The organism is Sneathiella sp. HT1-7, from assembly GCF_020731145.1.
GTDB lineage: Bacteria > Pseudomonadota > Alphaproteobacteria > Sneathiellales > Sneathiellaceae > Sneathiella.
Window position 1 is genome coordinate 692,711 of record NZ_JAJFZN010000001.1, and the last position, 21,122, is coordinate 713,832.

Annotated in this window: 19 protein-coding genes and 1 tRNA gene; 13 read left to right on the forward strand and 7 right to left on the reverse strand. The window is 54.0% G+C overall.

Going from position 1 to position 21,122, the window contains the following annotated elements; genetic code table 11:
* Positions 1-46: 46 nt before the first annotated feature.
* The 4 genes from LKE13_RS03395 to hemC form a co-directional block, all read right to left on the reverse strand.
* Positions 47-122 (reverse strand) — tRNA-Thr (locus LKE13_RS03395).
* Between the two features lie 82 nt (positions 123-204).
* Positions 205-1,557, reverse strand: a complete 1,353-nt coding sequence (locus LKE13_RS03400) for a heme biosynthesis protein HemY (protein WP_227948286.1) — start codon at positions 1,555-1,557, stop codon at positions 205-207.
* A gap of 10 nt (positions 1,558-1,567) precedes the next feature.
* Positions 1,568-3,649, reverse strand: coding sequence for a uroporphyrinogen-III synthase (locus tag LKE13_RS03405; protein WP_227948287.1), 2,082 nt, complete (start codon positions 3,647-3,649; stop codon positions 1,568-1,570).
* 11 nt (positions 3,650-3,660) lie between these two features.
* Positions 3,661-4,602 (reverse strand): hydroxymethylbilane synthase, encoded by a 942-nt coding sequence (hemC, locus tag LKE13_RS03410; protein WP_227948288.1) that lies wholly within the window; start codon positions 4,600-4,602, stop codon positions 3,661-3,663.
* Between the two features lie 81 nt (positions 4,603-4,683).
* Between hemC and tsaD the strand changes: the two genes are divergently transcribed.
* From tsaD to LKE13_RS03450, 8 genes are all read left to right on the forward strand, one after another.
* Complete coding sequence (tsaD, locus tag LKE13_RS03415; RefSeq protein ID WP_415776493.1) at positions 4,684-5,739, forward strand: tRNA (adenosine(37)-N6)-threonylcarbamoyltransferase complex transferase subunit TsaD; 1,056 nt, start codon at positions 4,684-4,686, stop codon at positions 5,737-5,739.
* Positions 5,740-5,761: 22 nt separating this feature from the next.
* Positions 5,762-6,457 carry a ribose-5-phosphate isomerase RpiA gene (rpiA, locus tag LKE13_RS03420; RefSeq protein ID WP_227948290.1) on the forward strand — a complete coding sequence of 232 codons (696 nt, stop codon included), beginning with the start codon at positions 5,762-5,764 and terminating at the stop codon, positions 6,455-6,457.
* 108 nt (positions 6,458-6,565) lie between these two features.
* The gene (locus LKE13_RS03425; protein WP_227948291.1) at positions 6,566-7,567 is read left to right on the forward strand and encodes an NAD(P)H-dependent glycerol-3-phosphate dehydrogenase; all 1,002 of its coding nucleotides are present in this window, start codon (positions 6,566-6,568) and stop codon (positions 7,565-7,567) included.
* Positions 7,568-7,590: 23 nt separating this feature from the next.
* Positions 7,591-7,878 (forward strand): YciI family protein, encoded by a 288-nt coding sequence (locus tag LKE13_RS03430; RefSeq protein WP_227948292.1) that lies wholly within the window; start codon positions 7,591-7,593, stop codon positions 7,876-7,878.
* An 85-nt stretch (positions 7,879-7,963) separates the two neighbouring features.
* A complete protein-coding gene (locus tag LKE13_RS03435; protein WP_227948293.1) occupies positions 7,964-9,127 on the forward strand; it encodes an acyl-CoA dehydrogenase family protein in 1,164 nt (387 codons plus the stop codon).
* A gap of 8 nt (positions 9,128-9,135) precedes the next feature.
* Positions 9,136-9,549: an EVE domain-containing protein gene (locus LKE13_RS03440; RefSeq protein ID WP_227948294.1), complete on the forward strand. Its 414-nt coding sequence runs from the start codon at positions 9,136-9,138 to the stop codon at positions 9,547-9,549.
* Positions 9,550-9,632: 83 nt separating this feature from the next.
* A complete protein-coding gene (locus tag LKE13_RS03445; RefSeq protein WP_227948295.1) occupies positions 9,633-11,381 on the forward strand; it encodes a tryptophan halogenase family protein in 1,749 nt (582 codons plus the stop codon).
* Positions 11,382-11,463: 82 nt separating this feature from the next.
* Positions 11,464-12,378, forward strand: coding sequence for a DMT family transporter (locus LKE13_RS03450; protein WP_227948296.1), 915 nt, complete (start codon positions 11,464-11,466; stop codon positions 12,376-12,378).
* 12 nt (positions 12,379-12,390) lie between these two features.
* On the opposite strand, the gene LKE13_RS03455 is transcribed toward LKE13_RS03450, so the two are convergent.
* Positions 12,391-12,549: a succinate dehydrogenase assembly factor 4 gene (locus LKE13_RS03455; RefSeq protein WP_227948297.1), complete on the reverse strand. Its 159-nt coding sequence runs from the start codon at positions 12,547-12,549 to the stop codon at positions 12,391-12,393.
* Between the two features lie 109 nt (positions 12,550-12,658).
* Here LKE13_RS03455 and rsmB point away from each other — a divergent pair, with 109 nt between their 5' ends.
* From rsmB to LKE13_RS03470, 3 genes are all read left to right on the forward strand, one after another.
* Positions 12,659-13,945 carry a 16S rRNA (cytosine(967)-C(5))-methyltransferase RsmB gene (rsmB, locus tag LKE13_RS03460; protein WP_227948298.1) on the forward strand — a complete coding sequence of 429 codons (1,287 nt, stop codon included), beginning with the start codon at positions 12,659-12,661 and terminating at the stop codon, positions 13,943-13,945.
* A gap of 75 nt (positions 13,946-14,020) precedes the next feature.
* Complete coding sequence (gene rpe, locus LKE13_RS03465; RefSeq protein WP_227948299.1) at positions 14,021-14,686, forward strand: ribulose-phosphate 3-epimerase; 666 nt, start codon at positions 14,021-14,023, stop codon at positions 14,684-14,686.
* Positions 14,683-16,335, forward strand: a complete 1,653-nt coding sequence (locus LKE13_RS03470; protein ID WP_227948300.1) for a heparinase II/III domain-containing protein — start codon at positions 14,683-14,685, stop codon at positions 16,333-16,335. Before rpe ends, LKE13_RS03470 begins: the two co-directional genes overlap by 4 nt.
* A 3-nt stretch (positions 16,336-16,338) precedes the next feature.
* Here the strand turns inward: LKE13_RS03470 and LKE13_RS03475 are convergent, their stop codons facing one another.
* Complete coding sequence (locus LKE13_RS03475) at positions 16,339-17,649, reverse strand: nucleotide sugar dehydrogenase (protein WP_227948301.1); 1,311 nt, start codon at positions 17,647-17,649, stop codon at positions 16,339-16,341.
* 160 nt (positions 17,650-17,809) lie between these two features.
* On the opposite strand from LKE13_RS03475, the gene purH reads away from it, so the two are divergent.
* Together purH and LKE13_RS03485 are read left to right on the forward strand one after the other, a co-directional pair.
* Positions 17,810-19,408 (forward strand): bifunctional phosphoribosylaminoimidazolecarboxamide formyltransferase/IMP cyclohydrolase, encoded by a 1,599-nt coding sequence (purH, locus tag LKE13_RS03480; protein ID WP_227948302.1) that lies wholly within the window; start codon positions 17,810-17,812, stop codon positions 19,406-19,408.
* Positions 19,409-19,433: 25 nt separating this feature from the next.
* A complete protein-coding gene (locus tag LKE13_RS03485) occupies positions 19,434-19,748 on the forward strand; it encodes a YbjQ family protein (protein ID WP_227948303.1) in 315 nt (104 codons plus the stop codon).
* A gap of 3 nt (positions 19,749-19,751) precedes the next feature.
* Here the strand turns inward: LKE13_RS03485 and LKE13_RS03490 are convergent, their stop codons facing one another.
* On the reverse strand, positions 19,752-21,110 hold the full coding sequence (locus LKE13_RS03490; protein ID WP_227948304.1) for an MFS transporter: 1,359 nt from the start codon (positions 21,108-21,110) through the stop codon (positions 19,752-19,754).
* Positions 21,111-21,122: the final 12 nt, after the last annotated feature.

A 21,122-nucleotide genomic window follows, 5' to 3' on the forward strand; every position in this document is an offset into this window, starting at 1 on the left:
TTGTCTGCTTTACTCAATCAAAGCAAATGTATGTTTTTCAGGGAAATGGTGCCGCTGGCCTGACTCGAACAGGCGACCTACGCATTACGAATGCGGTGCTCTACCAACTGAGCTACAGCGGCACATCGTGAATTTCGGCAACATATAGTCTGTCCCGAAAAGAAGAGCAAGCGTTTCGTGCGGCTATCCCAGATTGCCCCGCGATTAGCTGCTCGCGCTGATTTCGCGGACAATCTCCGCCTCAATCATGTCGGGACTATGGGCCCCGCGATCTGCCGTTCGCCAAGTGAAACTATCAAAACTGTCACAGGCCGGGCAATGCGCCTGCCATTTCTCTTCCTGCCGACCACAGGAATCGCAAATCCACAGCGGATCCTGCGGGGCGACGGAACTTTTGACTATCCATTCGCGGGCCGCAAAAGCATCAGCATTGGCCTTTTCCTCTAGCTCCGCCAGCATTCGCAAGATACCAGCTGAGGGGTTGGCCCCGCCCGCTTTCATCAGATGCTCCCGCGCCGGTCCCCAATCGCGCGAAGCAAGCGCTGCCTTGGCCAGCATCAAATGGGTCTCAACATGCTCCGGATTATGTGGCGCCACGGTTTCTTTCGCCCGGCGGAACCAGTCGGCTGGTTGTTCGCCGGAGACCGTATTACGGATCGCCTCCGCCAGATCTCGGTGCGGTGCATGGTTCCAGGCTTCCCCGATCAGCTTGTGTAGCTTACGGCTTGATCCCTGCTCCGCCGTTAGCTTCACATCAAGCGCCGCGGCGGGCACGAAGGTCGGATCGAGATCGTGAGCCTGCTGTGCAAGAGAGAGGGCGTCCGCTTCGCGCTTCTCCTTTGTTGCGATAAGAGCCTGCTCATAGGTAATAACAGCTTTGGCACGCCGGACTATATCGCCCTTTGCCTTCTTCCCGCGGGCAAGTCGCGTAAGGGCGCTCTCTGCGCCTTCCCAGTCCCGGAGTTTCAGGGCAAGTTCATAAAGTTTTTTTAACACCCAAGCCGTGCCGGGTCGCAACTCATCCGCCCGTTTGGCGAGGTCACGTGCTTTTTCAAGGTCGCCTTCCTTAATTGCCCGGTTAATCAGACCCCGCAACCCGAGAAATTCCGTATCCTCACGCGCCATCATGCGATCATAATAGATGCTGGCCGCGCGATTATCGTCATTGAGCTCAGCAGCCTGCGCCGCGAGCAATAATGTCATTGGCTCTCCGGAGAGGTGTTTTTCCGCTGCGATTGCCTGACGGCGTGCCTCATCCGCATCCCCGGCGGCGATAGCCACCATGCCGCTGGAAATCGCCTCAAGCCCTTTATCGCGACGACGTGCCGAGAAAATTTCACCGATCCGTCCGGGGCCATGCTTGATCCATATCCAGAATCGGTAAGCCAGCGCCACCAGCACCGCAAAGACAAGCGCTATTGCGCCCACGACTACCACCGACGTCTCAACCACATAGCCGCCCCACGTCAGGCGGACATCTCCGGGATAATCGGAGAGCCAGACAGCCGCCATCGCGATGATAACGATCAGGGCGAAGACGAAGATTGTGCGTATCATGTCGACCCCTTTAGTTAGATGAAGGCTTGGAAATTGCTGTCGCAGTGGCATCCTGCAGTAGTCCGGCGATGGATTGCTCCACCGTCAAGCGCGTTTTGGCTTTTTCGAGCCAAGGCGCCGCGACGTCAGCCGCCGCCCCAGAGAGCTTCTCCAGTTCCGCGACGGCTTTATCGAGGTCACTGTCAGCCAGATCCTGTTCGGCCCGGGCAACCACCGCGTCCACATCGTTACCCTCTACATCATCCACGCGACGGAACTTGATAGCAGATGCAATCCGGTGCAGCGCTTCGCCATACCATGTCTCCTCCGAGGGAAGCCGCGCCGCCTGGCTGATATCTGACGCAATGACAGTAAAGTCCCTCTGTAAGGTTGCCAGGGTCGGTGCGCCAACCGAAGCAATCGGCTCCAGCTTTTCGACCAATCCCTTGAACTTGTCATTGGCAACGGCAGAGACCTGTTTCAAACCATTTTCAAACGGCTCGCTTCCCCGGGTTTCACGTTGAAGCTGTCCGATAGCAAGAAGCATCAAGGTGCGTTGATTTTCCGCTTCCTCTGCCGACTTGCTAGCAATTTCCGTTTTGAGCGTGCCTTCAAGGGAGGATAGCTGCTCTGCTTGAGACTTAACTGTAGCCCGATCCGTCGCAATCGTCTTTTCAAGGCCGGTTATCTGCGTCTTAATATCCAATAGAGCCGTTTTTAGATCGACGATCTGATTCTGTATTTCCGGGCTTGGGTCTGCGACAACCGGGTCAGCTGTCTCAAGCTTTCCGAGAGTTTCCTTTTGCTGCGTCAATTCTTCCAGAGCGGCGGAAAGTTTGTTCTGTTGTTCCGCAAGCTCACTGGAAAGCTCACTGAGTTCCTGCTTTAGCGATCCAGAAAGTTCATCAAGTTTGCCGTCACCGGCATCAGTCGTTTTACTTACGACTGGTACTTCTGTCTCCAATTTAGCAACCCGTTCCGACAGAGCGGTATAGTCCGATTTCAGATTATCCCTGACCGCCTCAATCGCTGCGGTGACGTCAGACGCATCAGCGCCTGTCGTCTTTCCGAACTGACCAGAGATAATCGCCGCTGTCTCCGCTGGCAGATAAGGTTCAACCTTTGGATAAAGAAGCGGCCAAACGGCAAGGCCAAGGCAGAATACAACCAACAATGCCATCAGGACAAGCCCAGCGCGGGACTTCGGTGCCGCTGCCTCCGATTTTACAGGCGGCTCCGCCCTAGCGGTTTCTGTATCAGTCTTTTGCGCGTCTGCAGTCTTTTTTCTATCCGTGCCGGCAGAAGGGACAGCACTTTTGCCTGTATCCTCGGTCTTGCCAGAATTTTTATCGGACATGTTTTGCTCCCTTGGCATATCGGAGTTATCTTCCTGTTTCCTAGCTTGGCTGACAGCCGTCAGCAAGGCAAGCAGGTTTTCCTGATCGGGCGTCTTCGCAATATGAACGCCCGCAAATGACAATGTTTCAAGTTTCGCGGCCACTGCTTCACTTAAACAATAGACGGTTATCTTTTCCATATGTGCCGTCAGCCCCGCCGCCGTCACCAGCCCGACAAATATAGCGGCCGTGCGGGGCGAATAGAACATCACCGCCTGAATAGCGCCGTTTTTTATATCTTTCACGATCTTCGCATCAAGAGACGTTACCGGCAGCGCTTCATAAAGGACAACGCGTTCGCACTGAAATCCCTTATCAACAAGCATTCCGGAAAGATCACCGGCCACTTCCGTTCCGGCCACATGGATAAGCCGGCCATGTTCCGGCTGGCATTCGGCGGCGACTTTCTCGGCAAGCGAATTGACGTCCCCACCAGCGGCAGCGACATCGGTAAAGCCTTCCTGGTGTAAAGCATCGGCCGTTGCCGCACCAACGGCAAAAACCTTTATCTTTCTATCCTTTAAGGCCGGGCCGAGTGCCCGCGCACCATTCGCACTTGTTACCAGTAGCCCCTGCGCACCGGTGATATCCACCTTTCGGGCTGAGAAGGTCTCAATGTGCATCATGGGAGCAAGGCGCGTTTCGTGCCCCATCTTTTTCAGGATACGAGCAAGTCGACTGCCGTCCGGCTCAGGTCTGGTAATCAGTATTTTCATTATGACTTAGTCTACAGTCCAAAAGACAAATTGGCACCCCTTGCCTGCGCCTTTAGATTCGCGCCGATGCTTTCACCCAGTTCCATCGCTTCGGCGAGGGTACCACGCCCGCTCGCGTCAAGGCGGATAGAGCCATCCTCCGCAAGCAGGCTCGCCCGGAAATAAAGGCTGTTCCCCTCAACAAGTTCCGCATAGCCCGCGATGGGCGTCCGGCAGGAACCGTCGAGCACAGCAAGCATCGCGCGCTCACAGGTAACGCGCGCGAGACTGACCGAATCATTGATCGGTCCAAGCAGAGACGCAATCTCTTCATCCGCCTCCCGCCGTTCAATCCCGATTGCCCCTTGTGCCACAGCCGGCAACATATCATCAACGTTAATTAATTCCGTGATCACACTCTCATTCCCGAGTCGCTTGAGCCCTGCGAGCGCGAGCAGAGTCGCATCGGCCTGCCCTTCCGCGAGTTTGCGCAGGCGTGTTTGAACACTGCCGCGAAAAATGCCAACGCGAAGATCGGGCCGCCGGTTCAGGACCTGTGCCTGACGGCGAAGGCTGGCCGTACCGACGAGCGAGCCCGGCGGCAAGTCAGCAAGGCTCTTTCCGCTCGCAGAAATAAAGGCATCGCGCGCATCTTCGCGCGGCAGGATACAGTCAATTATCAGGCTCGGTGGTAGCGACGTTTCCATATCCTTCATGGAATGTACGGCAAAATCTATCCTGTCCGCGAGCAGCGCCTCCTCTATCTCCTTAACGAACAAACCCTTGCCGCCTGCCTCACTGAGCGCACGATCCTGGATCTGGTCCCCTGTCGTCTTAATCACCACAATCTCCAACTGCTCCGGGTCGAGGGCGTCTTTATGCGCCTCCAGAAGCCGGGTGCGGGTCTCCTCGGCTTGCGCGATCGCGAGCGGGCTTCCCCGGGTGCCTATCCTGTATTTTTTGACAAAGGTCATGTTGCGGGATATTCCGTCAGATGTTAGAGCCATATGCAATTTGCACCGCTTTGTAATAGATAACAAATGCCAAACCAACAAATAATCGTCCTCGGGCTGGAAAGCAGCTGCGATGAAACGGCTGCTGCGGTCGTGACGGCGGAGAAGGAAATTCTCTCGAATGTCGTCCTGTCGCAAAATGACGCCCATGCGCCTTTTGGCGGCGTAGTGCCGGAAATCGCGGCCCGCGCCCATGTGACCGAGATGGACCGGCTGGTCGATCAGGCGATGACGGAGGCCGGAGTTTCCTATGACGATTTGTCCGCCGTTGCGGCGACAGCGGGGCCGGGACTGATCGGCGGCGTCCTTGTCGGGCTGATGACGGCGAAAGCCATTGCTTCTGTCGCGGGCGTGCCGCTGATCGGCGTCAACCATCTGGAGGGGCATGCCCTTACGGCACGGCTGACGGACGATGTGGCGTTTCCCTACCTTCTGTTGCTGGTCTCCGGTGGGCATTCACAAGTGTTGGTGGTCGAAGGGGTAGGAAAATATCGGCGTCTTGGGACCACGATTGACGATGCCGTGGGTGAGGCCTTTGATAAAACCGCGAAGATGCTAGAGCTTGGCTTTCCGGGTGGGCCGGCCGTTGAGAAAACCGCGGCAACCGGCAACCCGGACCGATTCAACTTCCCTCGCCCAATGAAGGGGCGGGAGGGTTGCAATTTCTCCTTTTCCGGCCTTAAGACGGCCGTACGGCAGGCGCGTGAGAAGATGGGCGAAAAAGTCAGCGAAACAGACATTGCCGATCTCGCCGCCAGCTTTCAGAAGGCCGCAGTGGAAAGCCTGATGGACCGGGTGGCCAAGGCCCTTGATCTTTTTATCGAGGAATATGGTGGAGGCGGCACACTAGTCGTTGCCGGGGGCGTCGCCGCCAATCAATATTTGAAAGGCGCGTTGGAGACACTCGCAAGAGAAAAGAGCGTTGCGCTTAAAGTACCCCCGCCGAAACTCTGCACCGATAATGGCGCAATGATCGCCTGGGCGGGAATTGAACGTCTCAAATGCGGATTTTCGGATGGGCTGGACCTTGCTGCGCGGGCACGCTGGCCGCTTGACCCCAACGCCGAGCCGGCCCCCTTCGCCGGATACAAAGCTTGACCATAGAATTGGAATGATGACGATGACAGAAGACGAACAAAAACAGGCAGCAGCAGAAAAAGCTGTTGAGTATATTGAGGACGGCATGGTCGTTGGCCTCGGAACAGGATCCTGCGCAGCGAAGATGGTTGACCTGTTGGGAAAACGGGTCGCCCACGGACTCTACGTCACAGGCGTTCCAACGTCGGAGGCAACAGCACAGCAGGCCCGCAACCTTGGCATTCCCGTCGTTGGTCTTGATGAAGTAGGTGTCATTGACCTCACCATTGATGGCACTGATGAGGTAGACCCGGCAGGCCGCCTGATCAAAGGTGGTGGTGGCGCGCATTTACGCGAGAAAATTGTCGCGTCTCTGTCAGACAGGATGATTGTGATTGCCGAAGCGAAAAAGAAGGTCGCCCAGCTTGGCACCTTCAAGCTGCCGGTTGAGGTTATCCAATTTGCTGCACCTGCGTTGAAACCCCGGCTCGAGGCGCTCGGTTCAACGCCAACACTCCGCCTCGCAAAAGACGGTACGCCCTTCACCACCGACGAAGGCAACTATATTTACGATTGCGATTTCGGGAAAATTGCCGAGCCAGAGGAGCTAGCTCTGACACTTAGTACAATGCCCGGTGTTGTAGAGCATGGTCTCTTTATTGGCTTTGCCGATCTTGTCCTGATTGGAACGGATGCGGGCGTAGAGGTGATTGAGATCGAGACGAAAAAAGCCGGATGAAAAAGATGGCCTCTGGCCGTATCGCGTTATTCTGCACTTCTTGTCAGGCGCCGATCATGCTAATCAGTCCTTAACTTGATGGCTGACAGAGCAGGATATGCTGGGCGGATGACTAAGGTAAGTGTAATTGGTGCGGGAGCTTGGGGTACGGCGTTGGCGATTGTCGCGGGAAAAGGCGGCAACGAAGTGCTGCTCTGGACACGGCACGCGGACCATGCGGATGCGCTTAACCGGGATAAGACCAACCGGAAATATCTTCCGAATGTCCCGCTTCCCCCGGGCATAGTAGCAACGAATGACCTCGCCAAGGCCGGGGACGCGGATATCGTTCTGTTGGTCGTTCCCGCCCAAAAAACCAGAGAAACCCTGGCTCGACTAAAGCCCTCGCTCGCTCCGGATACTGCTCTCGTCATGTGCGCCAAAGGGATCGAGCAGGACAGCGGCCGCCTGATGAGTGAAGTGGTCAGTGAGATAACACCCAATAGTCCGCTGGCCATCCTCTCTGGACCCAACTTCGCGAAAGAAATAGCTGTCGGATTGCCGGCGGCGGCCACCCTCGCAATCAGTGATAAGGAAATCGGCGAAAACCTCGTCAAAGCTATCGGCCTTCCAACCTTTCGGCCTTATTTGACGGACGATGTCATCGGCGCGCAGATCGGTGGCGCCGTCAAAAATGTACTGGCCATTGCCTGCGGTGTTGTCTCCGGCGGCAAGCTCGGCGAGAATGCCCGCGCCGCCCTGATTACACGCGGAGTGGCGGAAATTCTGAGGCTTGGCGAAAAACTGGGCGCGCGAGCCGAAACGCTGATGGGACTCTCCGGACTCGGCGATCTGGTACTGACTTGTAGTTCTCCCGCCTCGCGGAATTTTTCCCTCGGCGCTGCGCTTGGCCAAGGTGACATCCTCGGCGAGATATTGCAGCAACGCACTGCTGTAACCGAAGGGGTTTACACCGCGTCAGCAATCTGCCGTCTGGCCGAAAAATACAATATCGAAATGCCAATCTGCTTCGCCGTCGATGAAATTTTAAATGGAGGCGTCGCCGTCTCCAGCGCTGTCGAGGAACTACTGGCCCGACCGTTCAGGGATGAACGGCTTGCAGGCTTCTAAAGATCGTAAAAGGAGAACTGAGAATGCTGTTTATTGCCCATTGTACTGACAAAGCCGATCATTTGCAGGTCCGCCTCGACACCCGACCGGCACATCTGGACTTTCTGAAGGCAAAAGGAAACGCACTTAAACTTGCGGGACCGACCCTAGATGCCGATGGGGAAGTCCCAACCGGCAGCCTATTGATTTTTGAAGATACAGATTTGGCGACCGCAAAAGCGTGGGCAGCAAAGGACCCTTATGCCGCAGCAGGCCTCTTCGAAAGCGTCATCGTAAAGCCCTGGAAACATGCAATCGGCGGCGGGCTTTAACCTCCCTGGCGATGATTGCGTTTCGTGTAATATTATGATGTAGTGACCACCGTAAATAATAATAAAAACCCAAAAAGGTGGTCACATGCAATTCTCACAAGAGCATATCGCGCTTAAAGATACCGTTAACCGGATTATTGACGAGCACATCAACCCCCATGTTGATCAGTGGGAAGAAGAAGGCATTTTCCCGGCCCATGACGTGATGAAGCTTCTGGCAGAGGCCGGTCTTCTCGGCATCGGTAAGCCGGTGCAATATGGTGGGCTGGATCTCGACTTTTCTTATGAAATGGTCTTTGCAGAAGCGCTTGGCAGTATTCGGGCGAACGGTGTTTCCACGTCAATCGGTGTTCAGACCACCATGTGTACCCCTGCCCTCACCAACTATGGTAGCGAGGAACTCAAGCAGGAGTTTCTTGTGCCAACAATCGCCGGGGAAATGATCGGCTGTATCGGCGTGAGCGAGGAAGCGGCCGGGTCGGATGTTGCCAATACCCGCACCTATGCAAAGCGCGATGGTGATGACTATGTGATCAATGGCTCAAAAATGTGGATCACCAACGGGGTGCAGGGTGACTGGATTTGCTTGCTTGTGAACACTTCCGAGGAAGACGGGCCGCACCGGAATAAATCGCTGATCATTGTGCCGCTTAAAACCAAAGGCGTTACTGTCGCCCGCAAGCTCGACAAAATGGCACTGCGATGTTCAGACACGGCACAGCTATTCTTTGATGATGTCCGTGTACCGGTCCGGAACCGGATAGGCGAAGAAAATATGGGCTTTACCTATCAGATGCGACAGTTTCAGGAGGAAAGATTGTACGTGGCGGCGCGAGCGCTGCGTGGCTGCGAGATGGCGATCGAAGATACGATCGAATATACGAGCCAACGCAAGGTGTTTGGCGAAACTCTTCTCGACAAGCAAGTTGTCTATCATAAGATGGCCGAGTTGCAGACACTGGTCGAATCCGCCCGGTCGCTGCTATACCGTTCTATCGAAGAATACATCAATGGCAATGATGTGACCAAGCTCGCGTCAATGACTAAATATCTTGTCGGCACGCTCTGCAATAAAGTTCCGAGCGAATGCTTGCAATATTGGGGTGGACAGGGCTTTATGTCCGAGAACTGGATTTCCCGTGGGTATCGCGATCTTCGACTTTCTTCGGTCGGTGGCGGCGCGAATGAGATCATGCTCGAAATCGTCGCCAAGCAGATGGGCATCTTCCCGGGCAAACGCAAAAAATAGGAGCCTTGATGAAATACTGGCTGATAAAATCGGAACCGGGGACCTGGTCCTGGCAGGATCAACTCGACGCAGGAGAAGAGGGTACCTTCTGGGATGGGGTGCGGAATTATCAGGCGTCGAACAACATGAAAGAAATGAAAATCGGCGACCTTTGTTTCTTTTACCATTCCGTCAAGGAGAAACAAATCGTTGGTATCGTCGAGGTGATTAAAGAATACTACCCCGATCATACCGACGAAAAGGGGCGCTTCGGCATGGTGGACGTCAAGGCCGTCAAATCTGTCCCAAACCCGGTAACGCTCGCGGATATCAAGGCCGAACCACGCCTTGAAAATCTCGCGCTTGTTCGCCAAAGTCGTCTGTCCGTTGTGCCAGTGGACGGACCATCCTGGCACCTGATTTGCAAGATGGGCGGCCTATAACTGCCGTTTTCTTGCGGGGCGCTTGACGGAGCTATGGTCAACCCATAGTATTTTCCGACCATATTCGCGCGGGGGGAGCTGGCATGGACAACCAGATCAACGAAGTAACGATTGTTGGCGGGGGTACTGCGGGCTGGCTTACGGCCGCCTTCCTGGTTCGCTTTATGAACCTGTGTGATGAGGAAAACCCCACTAAAATTACCCTGATAGAGTCGCCTAATGTCCCCACCGTCGGCGTCGGCGAGGCAACTGTTCCAACGATGGCGGCTCTCCTGAAAAGTCTTGGGATTTCGGAAAAAGAGTTTTTTATTCGATGTAATGCCTCTTTCAAAATGGGGGTCCGTTTTACGAACTGGAGCCATGATGAAAAGGGACAGTCAACGTCCTTTATTCATCCATTCGAAGCCATCCGCACCCAACTTGGCGGACAAAACCCGGCTTATCATTTTCATAAATATGGCGGTCCCCCCGGCCGTGAAGGTATTGATGATTGCATGTCGTTCAGCGGCACAGCGATCAAAAAGAAACTTGGCCCCAAATTCCTGAGCCATGGGGATTACGAAACACAGCTAAATTACGCCTACCATCTCGATGCTGGCAAATTTGCCGAATTTTTGCGTGATATCTCCATTGAACGCGGGGTCAATCATGTACTCGATGATGTTGAGGAAGTAGAACAGGACGAGCGCGGATATATTTCCGCCTTGAAATTACAACGGCAAGGACGGCGGCCGGTCGATCTGGTTATTGATTGCACGGGGTTCAAGGGCGTAATCATCAATCAGGTAATGAAAGTTCCTTTCCACGATTATAGCAAGTACCTCTTGAACAACCGCGCCATGGCTGTTCAAATCCCTCATAAGGATGTTAGCCAGATTGAGCCCTGCACCAATTCAACTGCGTTAGGCGCGGGTTGGGTTTGGCGCGTTCCGCTCTATAATCGAATTGGAACCGGCTACGTTTTTTCCAGCCATTTCCGCACAGATGACGAGGCACGAGAAGAATTCCTCCAACATCTCGGCGAGGACGGAAAGGATGCCGAACCCCGAATTATCCCTGTTCGCATCGGCCGGATGGAGCGAGCATGGGAGAAAAACTGTATTGCTATAGGCCTGTCTGCTGGATTTATCGAACCACTGGAATCGACGGCAATCTATATGATCGAGAACTTTGTGAAGCTTCTATTGATCAACTTTCCGGATAAGAGCTTCGCCCCAATCCTTGCCCAGAGATTCAATGAAAAAACCGAGAAAATGATGCAATCCATTCGGGATTTCATCATCTTGCATTATTGCATGAATAACCGAGAGGATAGTGAATACTGGCGTGTTGCACGCGAGGAGATGGTCATCCCGGACAGCGTTAAAGACATGCTCGATGAATATCGTCATGCGTTGCCGGTTAACACAGATTTTGATGGCACCTATCTGTTCAACTATTTCAATTATAATGTCATTCTTTTCGCGAAGGGGTATCTGAAGGATATCCGATATCCAGCAGAGCGTTTTATCGCCCGCAAGGATTGGGAACAGCGTATGGCCGAGTTCATTCGATATGAGCAGAACCAGCTAAATGGATTACCAAATCACTATGAGTTGCTTCGTAAAATACGTGGGGAAGACGAAGTCGTGGCGCCGCAAGGCGGCGTGTCCTTCGGTGGGTTTAATGGACCGATGTTCGGCGCGCAGGCAGGTGGCATTCAAGTTCCGCAACCGACAGTGCAAATTGGTGGCGGACAGATAAAACCAAGTATTAAGTTTGCCCTGAAAAAAGATAGTGACCAAACAAAAGAGCCAGAGAAGGAAGACCTTTCCGGATCTAACATCCTCTAGACGAACGCCCTTAAAAGTGGTTGGCGATAGCAACCATATCGCGTAAGGTCATTTCCACCCTTGGTACCCACCGAAAGTCATCATGCCCCCAACTGAGTCAACGGCGAACCAAGCCTCGAACATGCGCGCCTATTTGCTGCTGACCCTAACAACCACTTGCTGGGGGATGAATGCGATTTTGGGCCGCCTTGCTGTTGGAGAGATATCTCCGATGGCTCTGGTCTGCCTGCGCTGGATGCTGGTAGTGATTATTCTTTCTATCTTTGCCCGTCGGCATCTTCAACGCGACTGGGCCGTTCTCAAAAAGCATATTGGCTACATGATGGCAATGGGCGCTATTGGTTTCACCGGATTTAATATGTTGTTCTATCTCGCGGCCCATTCGACAACGGCAGTGAACATTGGCATTCTACAGGGATCTATTCCGGTTTTTGTGCTGATCGGAGCGTTTCTGGTTCTACGGACCAAAGTGTCTCTCATGCAATCGATCGGCGTGGTTGTAACCATCCTTGGTGTCGGTATCGTTGCCTCTGGCGGCTCTATTGCTCGGCTTGCTACTTTCGAGGTTAATATCGGGGATGCCCTCATGCTCCTCGCCTGCATTCTTTATTCTGGCTACACTGTGGCACTACGATACCGGCCGGAGATATCGCCGCTGTCTTTTCTTTCTATGATGGCCCTTGCGGCGTTTATAACGTCCCTTCCCTTCGTTTACATCGAAATCGAATTGGAACATTTCCTACCGCCGACTACTAAGGGTTGGCTCATTGTCGCCGCCGCGTCTGTATTTCCTTCCATCGTTGCCCAGATTTCCTTTATTGTCGGCGTGAGTATACTCGGGCCCGGGCGGGCGGGAATTTTCGTCAATCTGGTACCCATATTTGCATCGATTTTCGCCGTTACCTTCCTCGATGAACCGTTTGAGTTCTTTCAAGGCGCCGCGCTTGGGCTTGTATTATTTGGCATCTGGCTATCAGAAAAAGGAAAGCCCGCGTGACGGGCTCAGTTTTTAAAAATCGCTGACAATGCCTTTGCGTTCCCAATCACCGTAACGTGTCGGCTCTAGCCCAGATGGGCCGCCGATTTCGCCCTTCGCTTGCTTCTGCTTGATGGCTGGGTCTTTCTTGTTTTTTCTCTCGGTGTCGCTCTGGGTCTTTTTTTCGGTCATCTGTGTCTAAAGCCCGACTGTTAATTGGCGGAAAGAGTGTTCTGTAGGGTCTTTCAGTATTTCTGAACCATCTATAGACCGCAAGACAAATTTCCGCTAGAAGCCGCAGATGACAACATCACCTGCTAATTCACGGGCCGCCGCGGTCCGGCTTCTCACGCGTGTACTTCAAAAACGCCAACCGCTGGAAGAAGCGCTTGATCCAGTGCTACAAGGATTTCCGCCGCGCGATCGGGCCCTGGCGCGAGCCATCACTTCGACTGCGCTTCGCCATCTTGGGGTGATCGACGCTCTGATTGATAAAATGCTGGACCGACCCCTTCCGGAAAAAGCGCTGGATGTTCGTCATATCTTGCGGATTGGGATTACGCAGATCCTGTATTTGAACATTCCATCCCATGCCGCAGTTCATGACACCGTCGCACTAGTACCAGATCGCAGCAAGCATAAAGGTCTCGTCAATGCACTCCTCCGGCGGATTGACCGACAGGGAGAAAAGCTTCTCTCAAAAATCGATATTCCTCGCAAAAATACGCCCCTATGGCTTTGGGATGCTTGGACTGTCCATTATGGGGAAGAGACCGCGCGGCGAATTGCAGAAGCGCATCTGACGGAAGCCGCGCTCGATATTTCGGTCAAATCAGACCCAAAAAAATGGGCAGAAGCCCTCGACGCTGAAATCCTGCCGACAGGCTCTCTCCGCCGGGCGACAACAGCTACGCTTGTCGATCTTCCCGGATTTGAGGAGGGCGACTGGTGGGTACAGGACGCCGCCGCGGCAATCCCCGCCGCACTTCTGGGGAATGTCGCAGGGAAGCAGATCATTGATCTCTGCGCCGCGCCCGGGGGCAAGACCGCGCAGTTTGCAGCGGCAGGCGCAGAAGTCATCGCCCTCGACCGCTCCAAAAACAGGCTGAAGCGACTCGAACAAAATCTGGAGCGGTTGAATCTTACTGTAACAGTTAAAGTCGGCGATGCCGAAAGCTTTACACCGGATCAACAACCCGACGGTATTCTGTTGGATGCACCCTGCACCAGCACCGGAACACTCCGTCGTCATCCTGATGTCGCTTATCTGAAATCCCAGGCGGATGTTGACAAGCTCAGCGAACTACAGACCCGGCTTCTCGATCATGCCTGCGCAATACTCAAACCCGGCGGCGTGCTGGTATATAGTGTCTGCTCCTTGCAATCGGAAGAAGGCGAAGCTCAGATTGAGGCTCTTCTCAGCCGGAACCCGGCTATTCAGCGGGAGCCGGTCCAGGCAGAGGAAGTCGGCGGTGTATCCGATCTGATTAATTCCGATGGAGATATTCGCACTTTGCCGTACCATATGGGCGGCATGGATGGATTTTACGCAGCACGCCTTCGGAAAATATCTACGCCCTCCGCTTGAGCCGCCTATTCTGTCATGGTAAAGACAAGCTTAACTGGCGCCACTGCAGAAAATATTTTGGTTGAAGGACCCCTTATGCGTAAACCGGTCAGAATATCCCCTTCCATCCTTGCGGCTGATTTTGCAAAACTTGGCGAGGAAGTCAGTAATGTCGCGAAAGCCGGCGCTGATTTTATCCATGTCGATGTCATGGATGGCCATTTCGTCCCAAATATCAGTTTTGGACCCGCGGTGACCAAATCCGTGCGTGGCTACACGGATATCCCGTTTGATTGCCATCTGATGATTACCCCGGTCGATCCCTTTATCACTGAATTTGTTGACGCAGGCGCGAATATTATTACCCTGCATCAGGAAGCTGGCCCACATCTGCATCGCAGCCTGCAGCTCATTAAATCCCATGGCGTCAAGGCTGGGGTTTCTCTGAACCCGTCGACACCGGCGGCAACGCTGGAACATGTGATGGATGAGGTTGACCTTATTCTGGTGATGAGCGTCAATCCCGGGTTTGGCGGGCAGAAATTTATCCCCTCCCAGCTTGATAAAATCCGCACTCTACGTGAGATGATCGACGCCTCCGGGCGGGATATCGATCTGGAGGTCGACGGCGGAATTAATGCCGAGACAGCCCCACTGGTGATTGAGGCGGGCGCGGATCTTCTGGTCGCGGGAAGTGCGGTCTTCAAGGGCGGTCCCGAACAATATGCTGCCAATATAAACGCGGTGCTGGGCCGGACATGAGCAAAGCCGCGTTAACGCCTGCGAAAGGAGGCTTACCATCGCGGCGACTGATTTCCGATGTGATATACGCAAGCGGAGCGTATCAAGCACTTTTAAAAAGTCGGGTGCCAAAGCGCCTTGTCCATACACCCGTTGAAATTTTCCCGGGTAATGGGGAACGGGCGGACAGCATCTATCAAGGGCATTTCGAATTTGCCGGCTTCAGTCTGGAGCAAGATGATCAGGTGCCTTGGGAAGCAGAGAGCATGCCCCTCGCCTGGCACAAGAAATTACACCAATTTGGTTGGATTCGGGATTTCTACGCCAACGGGACAGAAGCGGCACGACGCCATTCGCGCGCGCTAATCCTTTCCTGGATCGAAAAATTTGACGGCTATCGTCCTTATGTTTGGGACGAGGATGTGCTGGCCCATCGGCTTATCTCCTGGTTTTGTTACAGCAGCATCCTTCTCGAGGAAGAGAAAAGTGAATTCAATTTCAAATTCCTCCGGTCCTTGCGCCGCCAATATATCCATTTAGGCCGCATTACCAAAAATAAACCGGAGGGCGAAGACAGGGTAGCAAGCTGGCAAGCTTTGCTATATGGCGCGCTTTCCTTCCCGGATATGGGTAAAAGCAGCGGGAAATACCTCGCCTCCCTGGAAGCGGAACTAAGCCGCGTCGTCCTGGCTGACGGTTGCCATATCTCCCGAAATCCGGAACGCCATCTGATCCTGATCGGTGATCTTATTGGCATTCGTAATACGCTAATGGCCGCGAACGAGATGGTGCCCGTTGCAATCAATAACGCGATCGACAGATTGGCCCCGGCGATCCGTTTTTTCCAACATGGCGACGGTCGTCTGGCGCTCTTTAACGGGGGCCTCAAACTGCCGGAAGGCTATTGCGATAATATTCTCTCCCTCTCCGATGCAACAGGACGTGCGCCGCAGCGCTTTCCGCAAGGCGGGTTCGAACGGATTAAGGCGGGCCGTGCCTTGTTGATACTGGAAAGCGGAGAAGGCGGACGTCGCGCAGGCGAGCAATCCCATGCCGGGCTCATGAGTTTTGAATTCAGCTATGGACGGGAACGGTTGATCGTGAATTGCGGGGCTGTTCGTGATCCGGAATCAGCTTGGGGCAATGCGCTCGCGGCGACTGCGGCGCATTCAACACTTGGCTTTGATAATATCAATGCCGTTTTCCCGGCCCGCCACGCGTCCGGGGAAGAACATAAACTTGCCGTCCGCAATGAGGATGAGGGAAATATTTGGCTTGATCTGGAAAGCAACGGCTATCTCGATACGGTTGGCGTTCTTCATCGCCGGCGGCTATATCTGGACGCCAGCGGCATGGCACTCCGTGGGGAGGACCAGATCATCCCGGAAAGAATGCCGCCCTCCGGCCGATCCCATTTCAGCCTGCGCTTTCACCTGCATCCGGAATTGAGCATATCAAGGAGTGCAAGCGGGAAGAATATCTTGATCCGCACGCCAAGCGGCACGGGATGGAAGTTCCTGACGGCCGCGCCGCGGTTATCGCTAGAAGAAAGCGTCTATTGCAGCGAACCCGGGGAACGCCGTCATAATCAGCAGATCGTGATTTCAGGCCAGCTTATCGATCAAGAGCCAATCCTGATCAAATGGGCGATGACCCGTCTTTCAGACTAAAAATTAAAGCTGCCAGCGCTTTATTTGCGGTGAAAATTCAGTATCGCGCCAAATTCCCTTTACATCGGCGACCAATCCATCCCCGCCCATCATCTCTTCCAGCGCCGCTGGCGACAGATCACGGTAAACGGAATGGGCAACAGCCCCCACTATAGCGTTATAGCCGCTCAAATCAGAAAGGCTTTCGATAAGATCGATGCCGAGGAACTGCTGCGCCTCATCCTTATCAGCGAGTGGATCATGCACATCAACTTCATGCCCATGATCGCGCAGCACCTGAATGATATCGACAACCTTGGTGTTGCGAAGGTCCGGGACATTTTCCTTAAAGGTCACACCGAGGACGAGGATCTTGCTTTTACCGTTAAGATTTTCATGGATGCTGTCGGCGATGAACTTGCCCATATTCTCGTTAATCCGGCGACCGGTCAGGATAAGATCGGCAAAATGGCCAACCTCGTTGGCCCGATGCGCGAGGTAAAAGGGATCTACGCCGATGCAATGTCCACCAACAAGACCCGGTGTAAAATTAAGGAAATTCCATTTCGTGCCCGCCGTTTCGAGAACGTCATAGGCAGAAATGCCAAGTTTCTGGAAAATCATCGTCGCTTCATTGACGAAGGCAATATTGATATCGCGCTGCGCATTCTCGATCACCTTCGCCGCTTCGGCGGTTTTGATGTTACGCGCGCGATAGGTGCCGCCTGTCGTCGCGGAGCCATAAATATCAGCGAGAATATCAGTCACTTCTTCGGTCTGACCGGAGACAACCTTGATAATTTTATCGACTGTATGGACCTTGTCGCCGGGGTTAATCCGCTCCGGTGAATAACCAAGGTAAAAATCCTCTCCAGATTTCAGGCCGGAGGTTTCCTCCAATATCGGGCCGCAGACATCTTCCGTCACACCCGGATAGACCGTGCTTTCTATGACAACGATTGCGCCTTTTTTTAGAACTGGTCCAACCGCGGTGCAAGCACCTTTCAGCGGGCTCAGATCAGGCTTGTCGTTGTCATCCACGGGTGTCGGTACAGTTACAATATGTACATCGGCATCGCGCGTGTCGTTAATATCCGTCGTGAAGCGGACACTGCTGGCCCGCAAGGCAGGTGTATCGATTTCCATCGTCCGGTCATGGCCATGGCGAAGTTCTTCAACCCGATCTTTATTGACGTCAAAGCCAACTACGTCAAAGCTCTTCGCCAGCGCCACGGCAAGCGGTAACCCGACATAGCCTAGGCCTACAATCGAAAGTTTTGTCTTGCCGCTTACCTTGTCGCCGCCCTTCAGGGCCGCCGGTGCTGAATTCGCCATAGGATATACTGTCCTGTAAAAAAAATGGGTCCGTTGTTTGGTAACGTCGAGATAGTAGTTTGTCCAAGTTTTTTTTTCGTTAAAAGGTTCCGCAAATTCGTGTTGCGTGCTATAGGGCGCATACTCCCGCAACACCTGTTTTAGAGGATGTATTTCATCGATGTCCCGCACCGATCTGCAACCTGTTTCCCGTGCCCTTATTTCCGTTTCCGATAAATCCGGTCTGGTCGATCTCGGAAAGGCGCTGGCGGCACTTAATGTTGAAATTCTTTCTACTGGCGGCAGCGCCAAAATGTTGATGGACGCCGGCGTTAAAGTGACCGAAGTCGCTGATCATACCGGCTTTCCGGAAATGATGGACGGCCGGGTTAAAACACTGCATCCAACAATCCATGGCGGAATTCTCGCGCTGCGCGATAACCCAGACCATATAAAAGCGATGACGGATCATGAGATCGGCGGCATTGATCTGGTCGTCGTCAATCTCTATCCGTTTGAAGAAACAGTTGCCAAGGGCGCAGATTTCCATACCTGCATCGAGAATATCGATATCGGTGGCCCCGCCATGATCCGATCTGCTGCCAAGAATTACGGCTTCGTCAACGTCGTCGTCGATGCGAGTGACTATCAAGCTGTCATTGATGAACTTACGGAGACCAGCGGAAAAACAAGCATCGAGCTTCGCAAAAAACTCGCCGCGAAAGCCTATGCCCGCACCGGTGCCTATGACGCAGCAATCTCCAACTGGTACGCTGCGCAACTTGGCGAGACTTATCCCGACCGTCTGATCCTTGCTGGATCGCGCCAACAAATTTTGCGCTATGGGGAAAATCCGCATCAATCTGCTGCTTTTTATGCCAATGATGAAAAGCGCACCGGTGTCGCGACAGCAACGCAGGTACAAGGGAAGGAACTTTCCTACAATAACTTCAACGACACCGACGCTGCGTTCGAACTGGTCGCGGAATTCGATCCGAAGGTAAGCGGTCCGGCCTGTGCCATTATCAAACATGCTAACCCATGCGGGGTTGCGACGGCACAAACTCTCGCGGAAGCTTATAAAACCGCGTTCGCCTGCGATACGACGTCGGCCTTCGGCGGGATTATCGCGCTTAACCAGACTTTGGACGCGGCAACCGCCGAAGAGATCGTCAAAATTTTCACCGAGGTGATCATTGCGCCCGATGCAGATGAAGCCGCGAAGGAAATTATCGCAGCGAAGAAGAACCTCCGCCTGTTGCTGACTGGCGGCTTGCCCGATCCAAGTATTCCGGGGCGGCTCGTGAAGTCGCTGGCAAGCGGCTATCTCATTCAGGATCGCGACAATGCGCTGACTGCCTTGCCTGAGTTGAAGGTTGTCACCAAGCGCGCGCCAAGCGATCAGGAAATGAAGGACCTCAGATTCGCCTTCACCGTCGCCAAACATGTGAAATCGAATGCCATTGTCTATGTTCGGGATGGCGCCACGGTCGGCGTCGGTGCCGGGCAGATGAGTCGGGTCGATTCGTCGAAAATCGCCGCCAGTAAATCATTGGAGGCCGCGCAGAATGCGGGTGAGACAATCGCTTGGGCAAAAGGCTCTGTCGTTGCTTCCGATGCGTTCTTCCCATTTGCGGACGGCTTGCTCGCGGCGGCGGAGTCGGGGGCGACAGCGGTGATCCAGCCGGGCGGCTCCATGCGCGACGATGAAGTGATTGCCGCCGCAGATGAGGCCGGGCTTGCCATGGTCTTTACCGGCATGCGACATTTCCGCCATTAAGTTTTCTGGTTAAAGGAGCACGGCAATGATTATTACCACAACCGGATCCGTTGAGGGACACACAATCGCCTCCTACCTGGGTGTTGTTGGTGGCGAGGCCGTCATGGGCTCCAATTTTATCCGCGATTTCTTCGCGCGGGTGTCCGATACGCTCGGCGGACGGTCCGGTGCCTATCAGAAGGAAATCCGCAATGCCCGCGCCCATGCGCTTTCAGATATGAAAGAGGAGGCCGCCGAAATCGGCGCCGATGCCATTGTCGGGATCAGTCTCGACGTCGAGGTGATCGGCGACAGTATGTTGATGGTCACGGTGTCTGGCACCGCTGTCAAACTGGCCTAGTCTCTATTCATGCTCCGGCTCACGCACGAAACTCATCAATGCCGCGCCGATCATCAGAAGTGAAAAAATCACAATCATCGCCGGGCGCTGCTGCCCGGTTAGAGAAGTAACAATCCCGATCAAAAGTGGGGCGACAAATGCCGTTGCCTTACCGGAAAGCGCGAAGAGACCAAAAAACTCCCCTGCCTTTTCTAGTGGAGCCATGCGCGCAATGAGAGTCCGGCTCGCGGCCTGGGCAGGTCCGAAGAAAAAGCCCATGATGAAGGCAAAGACCATGAAGACCATCTCGGCCGGGCTGGCGAATAAGGCGCTCCCCTCTACCGGCATGGCAGCGGGCAGCCCGAACAGAACCTGACCATCGCTGATTGATAATACCCCGACAGATGCAAAGGCGAGTCCAAGAACGGAAATAACAATTGTCGGTTTCGAGCCGAGCTTGTCATCTAACGCCCCACCGATAAAACACCCGGCAATTGCAAAGAAATTGATCAGTATTCCGAAGATACCTAGTTCGGTCGTACCCCATTTAAAGAGACCCGCGGCATAAATCCCGGAAAACCCGATAAGGGCAAGGATGCCATCGTTATAGAACATCCGGGCAATCAGAAAGTAGACAACATTGCGGAAGTTCTTCAATGACCGAAGTGTTGTCATCAGGGCGTTCAGACCCTGTCGCACAGCTTCCCGCTTTGGTAAGTCGCTCGCTGGTCGATCCGGTGTGAACAGTAGCATCGGAATAATAAATACCATTAGCCATATAGCGGCCATCGGCCCTGTGATCCGATCAGGTTCATGCAGGGCTTTGCTGAGGCCGAAGAGCGGTACTTCCGGCAACGAAAAACCGAGCAGCACAATAAAGAGGGCGATCAGCCCCCCGATATAGCCAAGGCCCCAACCAAAGCCGCTTAAACGGCCCATACGCTGTGGCGGCACAAGTGTCGGAAGCATCGAATTGTTAAAGACAATGCTGAACTCCACCCCGATCGTACCGACGACAATGCCTGCCAATATCCAGAATATGCCACTTTGCATGCCCGGTACGGCCCACCAGAGTGAGAACGCCCCAATTGCGCAGAGAATGGAGAAGATTAAGATCCAAGGCTTTCGCGCACCGCCCGCATCGGCGATGGAACCAAACACAGGGCTTAAAATCGCAATCAGTATCCCGGCAATCGCCTGGGTATAGCCCCAGTATGCCTGCCCTTCCGCAGGACTGGACGCCACGAATGACGTGAAATAGGGCGCGAAAATGAAGGTGGTGACGACGGTAAAGAAGGGCTGGTTCGCCCAGTCAAACAACGCCCAGGAAAACTTCCCGAGCTTGCCTGCCTCCTTTGGCGCCCCCTCACTGATAAAGCTCATGCCGTCTCCCTT

What these genes read in the sequence shown, in the direction of transcription:
- LKE13_RS03400 (WP_227948286.1), bottom strand. Translation starts at nt 1,557, where the DNA reads ATGATACGCACAATCTTCGTCTTCGCCCTGATCGTTATCATCGCGATG.
- LKE13_RS03405 (WP_227948287.1), bottom strand. Translation starts at nt 3,649, where the DNA reads ATGAAAATACTGATTACCAGACCTGAGCCGGACGGCAGTCGACTTGCT.
- hemC (WP_227948288.1), bottom strand. Translation starts at nt 4,602, where the DNA reads ATGACCTTTGTCAAAAAATACAGGATAGGCACCCGGGGAAGCCCGCTC.
- rpiA (WP_227948290.1), top strand. Translation starts at nt 5,762, where the DNA reads ATGACAGAAGACGAACAAAAACAGGCAGCAGCAGAAAAAGCTGTTGAG.
- LKE13_RS03425 (WP_227948291.1), top strand. Translation starts at nt 6,566, where the DNA reads ATGACTAAGGTAAGTGTAATTGGTGCGGGAGCTTGGGGTACGGCGTTG.
- LKE13_RS03430 (WP_227948292.1), top strand. Translation starts at nt 7,591, where the DNA reads ATGCTGTTTATTGCCCATTGTACTGACAAAGCCGATCATTTGCAGGTC.
- LKE13_RS03435 (WP_227948293.1), top strand. Translation starts at nt 7,964, where the DNA reads ATGCAATTCTCACAAGAGCATATCGCGCTTAAAGATACCGTTAACCGG.
- LKE13_RS03440 (WP_227948294.1), top strand. Translation starts at nt 9,136, where the DNA reads ATGAAATACTGGCTGATAAAATCGGAACCGGGGACCTGGTCCTGGCAG.
- LKE13_RS03445 (WP_227948295.1), top strand. Translation starts at nt 9,633, where the DNA reads ATGGACAACCAGATCAACGAAGTAACGATTGTTGGCGGGGGTACTGCG.
- LKE13_RS03450 (WP_227948296.1), top strand. Translation starts at nt 11,464, where the DNA reads ATGCCCCCAACTGAGTCAACGGCGAACCAAGCCTCGAACATGCGCGCC.
- LKE13_RS03455 (WP_227948297.1), bottom strand. Translation starts at nt 12,549, where the DNA reads ATGACCGAAAAAAAGACCCAGAGCGACACCGAGAGAAAAAACAAGAAA.
- rsmB (WP_227948298.1), top strand. Translation starts at nt 12,659, where the DNA reads ATGACAACATCACCTGCTAATTCACGGGCCGCCGCGGTCCGGCTTCTC.
- rpe (WP_227948299.1), top strand. Translation starts at nt 14,021, where the DNA reads ATGCGTAAACCGGTCAGAATATCCCCTTCCATCCTTGCGGCTGATTTT.
- LKE13_RS03470 (WP_227948300.1), top strand. Translation starts at nt 14,683, where the DNA reads ATGAGCAAAGCCGCGTTAACGCCTGCGAAAGGAGGCTTACCATCGCGG.
- LKE13_RS03475 (WP_227948301.1), bottom strand. Translation starts at nt 17,649, where the DNA reads ATGGCGAATTCAGCACCGGCGGCCCTGAAGGGCGGCGACAAGGTAAGC.
- purH (WP_227948302.1), top strand. Translation starts at nt 17,810, where the DNA reads ATGTCCCGCACCGATCTGCAACCTGTTTCCCGTGCCCTTATTTCCGTT.
- LKE13_RS03485 (WP_227948303.1), top strand. Translation starts at nt 19,434, where the DNA reads ATGATTATTACCACAACCGGATCCGTTGAGGGACACACAATCGCCTCC.
- LKE13_RS03490 (WP_227948304.1), bottom strand. Translation starts at nt 21,110, where the DNA reads ATGAGCTTTATCAGTGAGGGGGCGCCAAAGGAGGCAGGCAAGCTCGGG.